The organism is Bacillus sp. 7894-2, from assembly GCF_002272225.1.
GTDB lineage: Bacteria > Bacillota > Bacilli > Bacillales > Cytobacillaceae > Cytobacillus.
Genome location: NZ_NPDG01000158.1, coordinates 1 through 14,083, shown reverse-complemented (window position 1 = coordinate 14,083; position 14,083 = coordinate 1). Strand labels below are relative to the sequence as shown.

The 14,083-nt window shown below is 43.5% G+C and carries 12 protein-coding genes; 11 read left to right on the top strand and 1 reads right to left on the bottom strand.

All coding sequences use genetic code 11. From position 1 onward, the window contains the following. Window positions 1–120 precede the first annotated feature (120 nt). The gene (locus CHI10_RS21535) at window positions 121–909 is read left to right on the top strand and encodes an aminoglycoside adenylyltransferase domain-containing protein (RefSeq protein WP_095246189.1); all 789 of its coding nucleotides are present in this window, start codon (window positions 121–123) and stop codon (window positions 907–909) included. A 37-nt stretch (window positions 910–946) separates the two neighbouring features. Here the strand turns inward: CHI10_RS21535 and CHI10_RS21530 are convergent, their stop codons facing one another. Beyond that, window positions 947–1,288 (bottom strand): hypothetical protein, encoded by a 342-nt coding sequence (locus tag CHI10_RS21530; RefSeq protein ID WP_095246188.1) that lies wholly within the window; start codon window positions 1,286–1,288, stop codon window positions 947–949. Between the two features lie 106 nt (window positions 1,289–1,394). Here CHI10_RS21530 and CHI10_RS21525 point away from each other — a divergent pair, with 106 nt between their 5' ends. From CHI10_RS21525 to CHI10_RS21480, 10 genes are all read left to right on the top strand, one after another. Further along, the gene (locus tag CHI10_RS21525; RefSeq protein WP_095246187.1) at window positions 1,395–1,850 is read left to right on the top strand and encodes an NUDIX hydrolase; all 456 of its coding nucleotides are present in this window, start codon (window positions 1,395–1,397) and stop codon (window positions 1,848–1,850) included. Between the two features lie 68 nt (window positions 1,851–1,918). Continuing rightward, entirely contained in the window at window positions 1,919–3,043 is a 1,125-nt protein-coding gene (gene dnaN, locus CHI10_RS21520; RefSeq protein ID WP_095246186.1) for a DNA polymerase III subunit beta, read from the top strand. Between the two features lie 421 nt (window positions 3,044–3,464). Then, window positions 3,465–4,157: a response regulator transcription factor gene (locus CHI10_RS21515; protein ID WP_095246185.1), complete on the top strand. Its 693-nt coding sequence runs from the start codon at window positions 3,465–3,467 to the stop codon at window positions 4,155–4,157. After that, window positions 4,135–6,354 (top strand): sensor histidine kinase, encoded by a 2,220-nt coding sequence (locus CHI10_RS21510; RefSeq protein WP_286137544.1) that lies wholly within the window; start codon window positions 4,135–4,137, stop codon window positions 6,352–6,354. The genes CHI10_RS21515 and CHI10_RS21510 overlap by 23 nt, the downstream gene beginning before the upstream one ends. 15 nt (window positions 6,355–6,369) lie before the next feature. Then, window positions 6,370–6,870, top strand: coding sequence for an RNA polymerase sigma factor (locus CHI10_RS21505; protein ID WP_095246184.1), 501 nt, complete (start codon window positions 6,370–6,372; stop codon window positions 6,868–6,870). A gap of 210 nt (window positions 6,871–7,080) precedes the next feature. Then, a complete protein-coding gene (locus CHI10_RS21500) occupies window positions 7,081–10,764 on the top strand; it encodes a nitrate reductase subunit alpha (protein WP_095246183.1) in 3,684 nt (1,227 codons plus the stop codon). After that, a complete protein-coding gene (narH, locus tag CHI10_RS21495) occupies window positions 10,754–12,301 on the top strand; it encodes a nitrate reductase subunit beta (protein ID WP_095246182.1) in 1,548 nt (515 codons plus the stop codon). The genes CHI10_RS21500 and narH overlap by 11 nt, the downstream gene beginning before the upstream one ends. After that, on the top strand, window positions 12,276–12,833 hold the full coding sequence (gene narJ, locus CHI10_RS21490) for a nitrate reductase molybdenum cofactor assembly chaperone (RefSeq protein WP_179289100.1): 558 nt from the start codon (window positions 12,276–12,278) through the stop codon (window positions 12,831–12,833). The genes narH and narJ overlap by 26 nt, the downstream gene beginning before the upstream one ends. Next, window positions 12,830–13,540 (top strand): respiratory nitrate reductase subunit gamma, encoded by a 711-nt coding sequence (gene narI, locus CHI10_RS21485; RefSeq protein ID WP_095246180.1) that lies wholly within the window; start codon window positions 12,830–12,832, stop codon window positions 13,538–13,540. Before narJ ends, narI begins: the two co-directional genes overlap by 4 nt. 70 nt (window positions 13,541–13,610) lie before the next feature. Then, a partial coding sequence (locus CHI10_RS21480; protein WP_142301791.1) for a hemerythrin domain-containing protein occupies window positions 13,611–14,083 on the top strand: 473 nt, incomplete at its 3' end.

Below are 14,083 nucleotides of genomic sequence, written 5' to 3'. Positions count from 1 at the left end.
CTATTTAATACGTTGTTAATATTGAAAAAATTCACTTTTTTAGTAAACTTAACATTATCGAAGAAGGTTCCATAATATGGGGCAATTAAAATATGATTAAAAATCAGGGGAGCAGTGCAGATGAGAGAACTTCCAATAGCAGTTAATGATCTGCTGAATAAGTACATGAAACTATTTAATGAATATATGCCTAATCAGCTTGCAGGTCTTTATTTGCATGGATCGCTTGCACTGGATGCTTATATAGAAGGATCAAGCGATATTGATTTTATTGCGGTTACACATAGAGGGTTAACCCAATCAGAATTGGAAAAGGCTGAGGAGATTCATAAAATAATAGCTGACAATTATCAGTTTCCTGAGATGGATGGGGTTTATATAACTCAGAATGATCTCGGAAAACTCGGTGAAAGTTACTTTTATATTAACGGCAAAATGAATTATGGGCATTTCCTGAACCCAGTCACGTGGTGGCTTTTAAAAAGGAAGGGAATTGCCATTTATGGTTCTCTTCCGGCAATAGAGATAAATGACAATGATTTGGTTTCATACACTTATGAAAACATGAATACATATTGGGCAAATCGAATCCGGACAATCGAGAAATCGATTGATGAACTTACACGAATAGCTGAATCGGAGGTTGATAAGGAAATTGAATGGACGGTGCTCGGTTTATTGCGGCAGTTTTACACATTGAGGGAAAAGGATATTATTTCTAAACTAGGGGCCGGGGAGTACTCCTTAAAGCATTTGCCGGAAGAATGGCACCCAATCATACTGGATGCCACCAATATTCGCAGCGGTAAAGAAGATAGACATTATGCAGGAAAGCTTGAACGAATGGAAGAGGCTATTAAACTGTCAAAATACATTATAAACCAATCAACAGCAATCAAAAATAGGTGAGCTTCCCGTGATGTGAAGCTCACTTGGCTGAAGGAGATTATGTTAACCTCATTGGAGTATTCAAATTTTGGGAATCCCGGTAGGACCGGTAAGAGACAAATCTTTTTCCGTGTGAGGATCCATCCAATTGAAGAATTCGTTCATTAATTGTCTCCATATACAGAAAGTCATCATTCGCATTTAGACGGTAGAAAGTGTAGGTGTTTCCAAGGAGCTCTTTCTTTGTTATTTGCGTATCGGGATGCTGCTGGATGAATTCTGACAGCTGCTTAACAGACACGGAAGGAATGTCTGCCATTTCATAAAGCTTCCCTTTAAGGTTTGATTTTAGCTTGTTTACAGCACTCATTGCCTTTTCTTTATATTTATTTCTTGACATGAAGTCACTCCTTCATAATGGGATATTAAGAATAATTTCCATTTGCAGAAAGAATAAACATTCCAGTAAGGAAAGTCAATATGACAAATAAGAAAGTAGTGAAAAAATGACACAGAACGAAATCGTGCTTGTTGCCAGTACATCCATTATACAAGAAGGCAAAGTGCTGATGATCAAAGAGAATAAAGCCACAGTAAAGAATAAATGGAATTTCCCGTCCGGCCATGTTGAGAAAGGAGAAGATATCCTTGAGGCTGCCTGCAGGGAAGTTAAAGAAGAAACAGCCCTGGATGTCAATCTGACTCATACAACCGGGATCTATAACTTTATCAGCAGTACGGACCATCAGGTCATCTTGTTTCATTTTATTGGTCAAATAACAGGGGGCTTTTTGAGCCTTCAGGAAGAAGAAATAGCCGATTGCAGGTGGGTGAATCTATCAAACTTAGAAAACTTTAAGGACGAGGAACTCCGTGATGCCAAAGTCATTAGGCAAATCTTTGATGCCGTAAAAGCTAATCAGCTTTATCCCCTTGAACTGTTTCAAACAAAATTAAGCTGACAGGCTGAAAGGAATTTTCAGGAATTTTGTCGAAAGAATACCCAATCGAAAGAATAGGCGGGGTATGAATGGAGTTTATAATTAAGAATGAATATTTTTATAAAGCAATTGGGGAAGTAAACAGTGTAGTATCAGCTAATACTCCTTTTCCTATTTTAACCGGGATAAAGCTGACTGCATGTGATGATCATATAATACTCACGGGAAGCAGCTCTGATATTATAATTGAAAAGGTTATTCATGCATCTGATGAAGGTGCCAGACTTGAAATCGCAGAGACTGGAAGTGTTGTAGTGACATCCAGATACCTGACAGAACTCATTAAAAAGCTGCCTGGTGACATACATATCAAAGTGGATGAAAAGAATAGCATGACAGTACAGTCAGACGAAACCCTTACTTCATTAAACGGGTTTCCTGCTGAAGAGTATCCAGCACTTCCAGAAATTGAAGATTCTCATGGAATTGAATTTTCTTCTGTAAAACTAATAGAAATGATAAAGAAGACCGTGTTTGCTGTTTCAAAGAATGATACGAGGCCGGCTCTCACTGGTGTGCATATGAATTTTAACGGAAACAGCTTTTCTTGTGCTGCAACTGACTCACATCGATTAGCTTTTCTGGAAACTAGGATCCATTATCCATCTAACGGCTCTTTCATTGTTCCGGGCTCCAGCCTTAAGGAACTTTCAAAGCTATTGGCTCATCAGGAGGAAAGTAAAGTGCAAATCTTTTCATCAGAGAGTTATTTAGTTTTCAAAACAAAATCAACCATGCTTTGTTCGCGGCTTATTAGTGGCAATTATCCGGATATATCCGGACTCATCCCGAAGGAAGCGAAAACAGTCATAAAAATGGATGCAAAGAAACTATTGCAGGGTATTGACCGCGCCTGCCTGTTTGCCCATGAGTGGAAAAACAATAATGTCCTTTTGGAGATAAAAGAAGGCGCATTGAAAATATCCTCTGTTTCCTCTGCCATCGGAAAAATTGAAGAAACCCAGCCTCTTTTAGAAATCGCTGGCGAGCGGGAACTATCCATTTCACTCGATGGGAACTTTTTAATGGATGCCCTAAAAGCTTTACAGGAAGAGCAGGTTCTTTTTAGCTTCAGCGGTTCCATGAGACCAGTCATAATCAAGTCTGTCAGCAGCGAGTCTTATATTCAGCTTGTATCACCTGTCCGCTCATAGTTGAATTTTGTTCTTTAAGCACCCTCCATCAGCAAAATCAGCTGGCGGAGGGTGCTTTTTTGTGTCTTGCAATTACAAGTCTATATTTCCATTTCCACCCTATATAAAATAGAAGAGATAAGATTAATGGAATCCTCGTAAAAGCAACTAACTACATTTGACCTCTGAGTTGATTGGAGCGGAGGGCGCTTGACTCCTGCGGGAAGTGAGGGAAGTGTGAGACCCCGCAGGCGGAGCCGAGGAGGCTCGCACTTCCCTCACTTCCCGCGGAAAGCAAGTGCCTGGAGCGGAAATCAACGGGCAAAATACAAGAAACACAAATCCAATCTTAAGAAATTCTTAAGATTTCTATTACATTAATGTTAAGATTTTACGTTTAGTATAAAAATATGAAAACGAGCACCTTGAAAGCAGGGGAATTATGGATAACTATAATGTACTTGTAGTAGATGATGAAAAAGAGATAAGGGACGCCATTGAAATTTATCTTAAAAATGAAGGCATTACCGTTTTAAAAGCAAAGGATGGAATCGAAGCTCTGGAGATTTTGAATGAGCAACAGGTGCATCTGATCATTTTAGATGTCATGATGCCAAGGCTGGATGGCATTTCGGCTACATATAAAATTCGCGAGAAGAAAAACATCCCGATCATCATCCTGAGTGCTAAAACAGAGGATACCGATAAAATCCTCGGGCTGCAGGTTGGGGCTGATGATTATGTAACCAAGCCCTTTAATCCGATGGAATTGGTTGCCCGCGTGAAATCGCAGCTGAGAAGATATGTGACATTCGGAACGTTTGAAGGAGTTAAAAAGGTCATTGATCTGAACGGACTTATGCTCGATAAGGAAGCAAAAGCAGTGACTGTTAATGGAGAGCCGGTGAAATTGACTCCAATCGAGTATAAAATTGTGGAGCTTTTAATGACAAACGCCGGACGTGTTTTCTCCATAGATGAAATTTATGAAAGAGTATGGAACGAACCATGCTATAACGCGGAAAATACGGTGGCAGTGCATATTCGGAAAATCCGTGAAAAGATTGAAATCGATCCGAAAAATCCGAGATATTTAAAGGTGGTATGGGGAATTGGATACAAGATGGAAAAATAGATTCATCATTGTGATGATAATGGTTTTATTTGCTTTCGGAGCAAGCGGTGTTTTGGCAGTTCTGATTAATGCGAGGGAATATGCAAACCCGGATTACTTTCACACAGCAGAGTTCAGAAGTGAAATGGATCAATATGCCGGCTATCTGGAATTGTATGAACTGAATAACGTGACTATTGAAAAAGCGAAAGAAGCGATTGAGCTGACGGAAGAGGAAATTAATGAACATCGCTATCGTTATGGAACACTTCCTGAACAAATTGATAGTATTAAGAGCCAATATGAGCCAAGGATTGAAGAAGCAAAAGCGGTGAACAGCAGTGAAATAGCACAATCTTTAAAAGATCAAATGTATAAAAAAATTGAAGATGTCACGAAAAACTTTGAAAGTGACGAACATGTACGCACCAAAGTAATTAAAGAAAAAGAAGAGAAATTGGAAGAATTTTATAAAGAGAAAGAACAGCTCAGGGATCATTACGATTACTATAAGGATTCATTTACCTATTATTTCAAAGACACTGCGACAGGTGAGGTATACACTAATTTAACCCTGGCCAAGAATGAATCTCCGGATGAAGTAATGGATAAAGAAATGCTCTATCATATAGATTATACGATGGATAAAGATTATTTCCTTAATTTTATTATAGGGGGATATGACGAGTTCAATCAGGCACTGGTCGAATCTCAATCAGGCTACTTTAAGGGACAGATAGGCCTGGCTAAAAATCTTCCTGATTCAAATATGTTCATTGACCGGAATAATCATTTTAAGCAAAAACAGACTGTATTATTAATTTATGGCGGCTCAGCGATTTTAGCTGTTATCGCTGCATTGATTGCTGCCAGAAAGTCAAAGGCCCTGTCAGCTGAAATCAAAAGGTGGGAGCCATTATACAATAAGATGCCTATTGATTTACGGATCACCTTTTTAGGGTTAACCGCAATAGGAAGCATTTTGGCGCTTTTTCTGGTAAACGATTTTCTTATAGACAGCTACAACTTCCTTTCACGTGTGATGGAATTAATCATTGTTCTCCTTGGAGCATCAGTTGTTTGCGGCCTGACAATTGTTCAGCTCAAATATATTGCAGGTGAATTTAAGGACTTGGAAAGTGCAAAGTCAGTTTTGAAAAAGAGTCTGATGTATAGGGCGGCCAGCGGTTTGAAAACCAGCCTCCAGGAAGCTTTTTTAAACCGGAGCACAGGAACGCAGCTGTTTGTTGTTCTATTAATCATCTTTGGAATGGGCATGGGTTCCATTATCATGTTCTTCCACCCGCTGTTTGTCCTGTTTTATATACTAGTTTTAGCTTTTGCGGGTATTCCTCTTGTTATGGCATTAATCAGACGCGTTGGCTATTTTAACCGGATTGTTAAGACTGCAGATGAATTGGCTTCCGGCCACATGGGACAGGACTTGCCGGTTAAAGGAAAAGGCGTTTTGGCTTCACTCGCAGGAAACATGAATGTATTGAAGCACGGTGTAAAAACGTCCCTTAGCGAGCAGGCTAAAAGCGAAAGGCTGAAAACGGAACTGATTACAAATGTCAGCCATGATTTAAGGACACCTTTAACGTCTATTATTACGTACACAGAGCTGCTGAAGTCAGGCGAGGTATCAGAAGACGATCGCTCAGCCTACCTTGAAATCATTGACCGGAAATCTAAACGGTTAAAAGTTTTGATTGATGATTTATTCGAGGTCTCAAAGATGGCAACCGGCAATATTGAGCTTCGAAAAGAAAGAGTGGACCTGGTTCAGCTGCTGCAGCAGGCGCTTGCAGAGCATGATAATGCCATCAGGGAATCTAATCTGCAATTCCGCGTCACGAAGCCTGATCCTCCGGCTATCGCGAATGTGGATGGCCAAAAGCTCTGGCGTGTGTTTGATAATTTAATAGGCAATATCCTTAAATATTCATTGGAACATTCACGGGTTTATATTGCCCTTGCGAAAGTCAATGGCCAGGCAGTCATTACATTTAAAAATGTTTCTAAATACGAACTGGATGACCAGAGTGAAGAATTGTATGAGCGATTTAAGCGGGGAGATAAATCAAGGCATACAGATGGTTCAGGCCTGGGGCTCGCCATTGCCAAGTCGATCATTGACCTTCATGAAGGGAATCTCGATATAGATACAGATGGTGATTTGTTCAAGGTGAGCATTTCACTGAAATTAGAGGAGTAAGGGAAGAGGGGAATTATGGATATTGCAGAGCTGTATATCTGCCATTATAAACGGCTTTATCATATATGCTTTTCGATGACAAGAGACGCATATCTTGCAGAAGATATCGTTCAGGAAACGTTTATTAAAGCTATGAAGAAGGCAGGAACAATTATAGATGAAGAAAAAGCAGGGGCATGGCTGTCTGTCATTGCCAGAAGAACCGCACTGGATATGATTCGGCGGGAAAAGCGGAAGGCTGCAGTGCCGATGGAGCAGGACACTCTTGAAAGCTTCTGCCTCATTACAAAGCAAGATGTCGAACAGGAAGTGGAATCAGGTTTTGCGCTTAAGGAAATCAAGACAGCCATCAGACAGCTTGCATTGAACTACCAGGAAGTACTTTTGCTCAAGGTTGATGGGGGGTTAAAAGAGCAGGAAATTGCCGCCGTTCTGAATTTAAATCCTTCAACTGTGAAAACGAGAATTTTCAGAGCAAGAAAACAGATGAGAGCTTTAACGGGATTAGGAGCTTAATTGAAAGAGAGAGTTGACCAAGTTATTTTACGGGTCTGCTCTCTTTTTTTATTTTAACTATTCGAATAATTAGGAAAATAATGTTTAAACTATGTATAACAGGGTATTCGCCAACCAGAGTCTATTATTTTCCAGAATTACACCAAAGAGGATAACTTCCCCTAATTTTGTAAACAATAGTAACGTTTTGAAAGGAAGGGATGATTCAAATTGACTAAAAAGATACCGCCGTTTTTGAGGAAATTGCGTTACTTTGGAAAATCGGAGGACATTACAGATCATGCCACCGTTTCACCTTATGACCGGGAAACTGAGAAAATTTACAGGAGGCGATGGCAGCACGATAAGGTAGTGAGAACAACCCATGGTGTTAACTGCACGGGGTCCTGCAGCTGGAAGGTTCATGTCAAGGACGGAATTATCACATGGGAGACCCAGCAGACAGATTATCCTACCACTGGGCCTGATATGCCGGAGTATGAACCGAGGGGATGTCCAAGAGGTGCAACGTTTTCATGGTATACATACAGTCCTATTCGGATTCGTTATCCATATGTGCGGAGCGCGTTGATTGAGCTGTGGAGAGAGGCTTATAAAGAGCATAAAGATCCGGTTGAAGCCTGGAAAAGCATTGTAAATGATCCTGATAAGTCTGCCAGATATAAAACAGCGAGGGGAAAAGGCGGTTTTGTCCGCTCAAGCTGGGACGAATTGAACACGCTGATTTCGGCCTCACTGATTCATACAATCGAGGAGTTTGGGCCTGATCGGATTTTTGGCTTCTCGCCGATTCCAGCCATGTCAATGGTCAGTTATGCGGGCGGTGCTAGATTTTTGAATCTGATTGGGGCCTCTCTCTTAAGTTTTTATGATTGGTATGCAGATTTGCCTCCTGCTTCTCCGCAGATCTGGGGGGAACAGACCGATGTGCCGGAGAGCTCGGATTGGTATAATTCCAGCTATTTAATGGTTTGGGGCTCCAATCTGCCGCAGACACGGACTCCGGACTCGCACTTCATGGTGGAAGCCCGCTACCGCGGAACTAAAGTGGTGGCTGTAAGCCCTGACTATGCTGAATTCGTTAAGTTTGCCGATAAATGGCTGCCTGTACAGGCGGGCATGGACGGAGCCATCGCCATGGCGATGACTCATGTTATTTTGAAAGAGTTCTATGTTGACCAGCAGGTGGACTATTTTAATAACTATGTTAAGCAATATACAGATCTGCCTTATCTTCTTGTGTTAAAGAAAAATGGTGACTTTTATCAGGGGGATAAGTTTTTAAGAGCATCAGATATTGGCAGAAAAACAGAGAACGGGGAATGGAAAACCGTTGTGCTCGATAAGAACACAAAAGAGTTTGCCGTTCCTAATGGCAGCATAGGACACCGCTGGGAAAATAACCAGAGCTGGAATCTTCATTTAAAAGACAGTGATAATGAACTGGATGGCATAGACCCGGTTCTTACCCTTAAGGGTATGGAAGATGAAGTCGTAATGGCCGGCTTTCCGTTCTTCGGGACAGAGAAAAAAGAAGTGTTAAAGCGTGGGATTCCTGTTAAAAAGTTTAAAAAGGACGGGGAAACCTATGTGGTGACAACCGTTTTTGATATGCTTCTGGCCAATTGCGGTGTGAATCGGGATTTGCCTGGAGATTACCCGAAAGATTACGATGATCCGAAGCCTTATACACCTTCATGGCAAGAAGGCATCACAGGGGTGAACAGGAAGGATTGTGCACAGATTGCAAGAGAGTTCGCTCAAAATGCCATCGATTCAAAAGGAAGGTCCATGATCATCATGGGATCGGGAATTAATCATTGGTACCATTCGGATATGATTTACCGCGCCATTTTGAACATGGTTCTCCTCACTGGCTGCCAGGGTGTAAATGGAGGAGGATGGGCGCATTACGTAGGCCAGGAAAAAGTCCGGCCGCTTGAAGGCTGGCAGACCGTTGCCATGGCGAGGGACTGGGGCGGCCCGCCAAGGCTCCAGAACGGGACTTCCTTTTTCTATTTTGCAACTGAGCAATGGCGCTATGACAATCAAATGTCAGATGAATTAATTTCACCGCTCGTCGACAAGCCGACTTATAAGCATCCAGGTGATTATAATGTCCTTTCTGCAAGACTCGGGTGGCTGCCGTCCTATCCGCAGTTTAATGAAAATTCCATTAAAATTGCCGAAAAGACAGGACTGACAGACAAAGATGAAATCATTCAATCGGTCGTCAGGCAGCTGAAGGAAGGAACGCTGAAGTTTGCCATCGAAAATCCGGAGGATCCGAAAAACTTTCCGAAGGTCCTGTTTGTGTGGCGGGCCAACCTGATCGGAAGCTCTGCCAAGGGACATGAATATTTCCTGAAGCATCTTCTGGGTACACATCATGGAAACTTGAGCGAGCAGAATGAGGAAGATTTGACCAATGAAATCAGCTGGGTGCAGGAGGTGCCTGAGGGCAAGCTTGATCTGATGATCGACTATGACTTTAGAATGTGCGGAACCGGCTTATACTCTGATATTATCATGCCGTCTGCGACCTGGTATGAAAAATATGATGTTTCGAGCACGGATATGCACCCCTTTATCCATCCGTTCAATCCGGCGATTACTCCTCCATGGGAAGCCAAGTCGGACTGGGACGCATTTAAAAATCTGGCGAAGCGTTTTTCTGAAATGGCAGGAAAGTATTTTAAAGAGCCGGTTACCGATCTTGTGGCAACACCGCTCTTGCATGATTCCAGGGACGAAATCTCCCAGGCATACGGGAAAATACCGGACTGGAAAAATGGGGATGCAGAGCCGCAGCCGGGGGTTAATATGCCTAGGCTTCATCTGGTGGAAAGAGATCTTTCGAAGGTGTATGACAAGTTCATTGCACTCGGTTCGAATGTAAAAGAATCAATCGGATCAAAAGGGATCGGGTGGGATGCTGCCAAAGAATATGAAAAGCTGAAGGCCATGATTGGCACAGCTTCACAGACAAAGGATTACAAAGACCTGCCAAGCCTGTATACGGACCGGAATGCAGCTGAGACGATTCTGACATTGTCCAGCACAACCAATGGTTCGCTTGCGATGAAAGCCTGGGGGGCATTAGAAAAGAAAACAGGATTGCAGCTGAAGGATTTGGCGGAGGAAAGGGCAGAAGAGCATGTGTCCTTTGCAGAAATTACAGCTCAGCCAAGGAAGGTTATTTCATCTCCGGTATTCAGCGGAACAGAAACCGGAAACCGGCGTTACAATCCTTTTACCACAAATGTGGAGCGCCTGGTGCCATGGAGGACCCTGACGGGCAGACAGCATATTTACATGGATCATGATCTAATGCTGGAGTTTGGCGAAGAGCTTCCGAACTTTAAGGCGCCGCTCCATAAGCTTGCTTTCTACAAAGGTGATCATGAGCCTGCAGGTAAAGGAAATGAAATCACCCTTAGCTATTTAACACCGCATTTTAAGTGGTCATATCACAGCACATACGGAGATACGCTCCCAATGCTGACCCTTTTCCGCGGCGGGCCGCATGTCTGGCTCAATAATGAAGATGCTGCGTCTGTCGGCATAGAGGATAATGACTGGATTGAGATGTATAACCGGAACGGTGTCGTCGTGGCCAGAGCTGTGGTCAGCCACAGAATGCCACAGGGAATCGTGTTCATGTATCACGTTCAGGAACGCCACATTAATGTGCCTGGTTCCCCAATCACCAAACAGCGCGGAGGCACCTTTAACAGCCCGACAAGAATCCATGTGAAGCCGACTCAAATGATTGGCGGCTATGCCCAGTTTAGCTACGGATTTAATTACTATGGACCAACTGGGAACCAGAGAGATGAAAAGGTGGTTATCCGGAAAATGAACAGGGATGAGGTGGATTGGCTTGAAGATTAAAGCGCAGTTCGGAATGGTCATGAATCTTGATAAATGTATCGGCTGCCATACCTGCAGTGTCACCTGTAAAAACACCTGGACGAACCGTCCGGGTGTTGAATACCAATGGTGGAACAACGTGGAGACCAAGCCGGGCATCGGCTATCCAAAGGAATGGGAAAACCAGGAACTGAGAAAAGGCGGATGGGCACTGAAAAATGGGAAGCTGGAGCTGAAGGCAGGCGGCCGCGTCAATAAACTGCTTAATATCTTTTATAACCCTGACCTTGCCGATATTGATGATTATTATGAGCCCTGGACATATGACTATGAAAATCTGATCCAGAGCCCTGAGAAAAAACACCAGCCGGTAGCAAGGCCAAAATCCCAGCTGACAGGCGAGTATATGGACATCCAATGGGGTCCGAACTGGGAGGATGACCTCGCAGGGGTTCATGTAACCGGAAAGAAGGATCCGAACATGGCCGGGCTGGATGACCAGATTAAATTTGAATTTGAACAGGCATTTATGATGTATCTTCCGCGGATTTGCGAGCACTGCATGAATCCTTCCTGTGTGTCTTCCTGCCCATCAGGAGCCATGTACAAACGGGAGGAAGACGGGATTGTGCTTGTGGACCAGGAAGCATGCCGCAGCTGGCGGTTCTGTATGACGGGATGCCCGTATAAAAAAGTTTATTTTAACTGGAAGACCCATAAAGCTGAAAAATGTACATTCTGCTACCCGAGAATTGAAGCGGGGCTGCCAACTGTATGTTCGGAAACCTGTGTCGGCAGGCTTCGCTATATCGGGATTGTTCTATATGATGCCGATAAAGTGAAGGAAGCGGCATCCGTTCCTGATGACAAAGATTTATACGAAGCCCAGCTGGATATGTTCCTGGATCCACATGATCCGGAAGTGATTAAGGAAGCGAAAAAAGAAGGCATTCCGGATGATTGGATTGAAGCCGCGCAAAGATCGCCGGTTTATAAAATGGCTGTGGAACAGCGGATCGCTCTTCCTCTTCATCCTGAATATCGCACGCTGCCGATGGTTTGGTATGTTCCGCCTCTAAGCCCATTTGTGAATGCGTTCGGAGGACAAATTGATGATTTAGATCCAAATATCATTTTCCCAACGATTAATCAGTTCAGAATCCCAATCGAGTATTTAGCCAATTTGTTCACAGCAGGTGATACAGAAGTGATTAAATCTGTGCTTAAAAAGCTTGTTGCGATGCGGACCTATATGCGCCAGATTAACCTGGGAAAAGAACCGGACACAAGCGTACTGCAGGCAGCGGGAATGACAGAAGAGACAGCTCGCGAGATGTATGAACTCTCAGCTATTGCCAAGTATTCCGACCGATATGTGATCCCTGCTTCCCATAAAGAAAGAGCCGGTGATATGCACAAAATGCAAGGAAATGCCGGCTTTGATGATTTGGCCACAGACTGTAATTCCTGCAGTGTCGGTTCCGAGAGAGATCCGCTTTACTATTATGGCGAAGAATATTGGAGTGATTTGGATGAATCAAAGCCAAGCGGTCTATAATTTAGCATCTGTCCTGCTTCAGTACCCATCCAGTGAATGGAAAGACTATTTGCCTGACCTGCATAGTGAAGCGGACTCCCTGGATGATAAGCAAATCGCCGCCAGCCTGAAGAAATTTTTGGACTACCTGGACAGTACTGCTTATGAGAATCTGTGCCAAAATTATGTCCTGACCTTTGATTTTAATGAACGCTGCACCTTGTACCTGACATATTCCGTGTTTAAAGATAATCGGGAGAGAGGGCCGGCGCTGGTTAAATTGAGGCAGGAATTCAAGGAGGCGGGGGCAGAGCTCGAGAGCGACGAACTTCCCGACTATCTGCCGCTTATTTTGGAATTTGCGGCTATTACGGAACCTGAGAAATCAGCTAAGCTGCTGAAGCTGCACTTCCGGTCAATTGAGCGCCTGTCTTTGGAACTTGAAGCCCTGAACAGTCCTTATCACTTCCTGCTGGCAGCATGTGTCGACTGCATCAAAAAGCTTCGCACATCTGATACAATTGGAAGCTCGGATGAAAGGAGAATCATATGAGCAGTCTTGATCTGTTTTTATGGGTAATTTTCCCTTATATTTGTCTGACGATATTCGTGCTCGGGCATATTTACCGTTACAATACAGACCAGTTTGGCTGGTCGGCCAAATCAAGTGAATTCCTGGAAAAGAAAAAGCTTAAATGGGGCAGCATTCTATTCCATTGGGGCATTGTCTTCGTGTTCTTCGGCCATGTAGCAGGCGTATTGATACCTAAAGTATTCTACGATACTGTGGGGGTTACGGAGCATATGTATCATTTTGGCGCCGTCTGGTTTGGCGGAGCGGCAGGAGTCATTTGCGTAATCGGCGGTGCATTGCTATTTGCAAGACGTGCCTCCGTAAAACGGATTAAAGTGAACAGCCAATTCAAAGACTGGCTATCACTCGTCATGCTTGGCATTGTGGTCATCGTCGGTTTTACCAACACAGTCGGATACACGGCATCCGGAGGGGATTTCGATTACAGGGTGACCATTGGGCCGTGGTTTAGAGGGCTTTTAACCTTTAACCCGGATCCTGCCTATATGATTGGAGCGCCGATTGGCTTCCAGGCACATGTATTGCTGGCATTTGTCCTATTTGCCATCTGGCCCTTTACAAGGCTGGTTCATGTGTGGAGCCTCCCTTTGGCTTATCTGAAAAGGAGATATCTTGTGTATCGGAAAATGTCGCCTGCTAAAAATCAGGATGTAACGAAGCGCTAAAAGAAATAAGGAGCAGAAAGGCTTCATCGTGATACAGCCTTTCTTTTTCCTTTACAAGGAGGAATGATTGTTGGCTGGCCCAGCGTTAAAAAACCATTATTCACACCAATCCATTCATGACGGGTATTATACGGAAGGCCGCGATCTCACTGAAGTGCTCGTTAAACTGGATCGTGAAGGCAGAGAGAAGGAGTGCGGGATTGCTGCAGAGGCTCTGGTGGAGCATTGGGAGACCAGAACCATTGCCCATGCGGATTCCGAAGAGGAAGGGTTTTATCAGGAGGTTATGAAGGATAAACCGGACCTGAAGGAGGAAGTCATTAAGCTGATCAGAGATCATGATCTCTTAAGAATGCTTGTTTCTGATCTGAAGGAAAGAATTCCGCGCGATGGAGTAACGGAAGAAGTGATTGACCGTTTTAAAACCATTCTCCTGCTGGTGGATATCCACAATCATGCAGAAGAGAGAGTGTTATTCGGAAGGAACCATAAAGACCATTTGCAAGAGCTGCGTGAAAGCGATGAAGGAACTGCTTCTGGCTT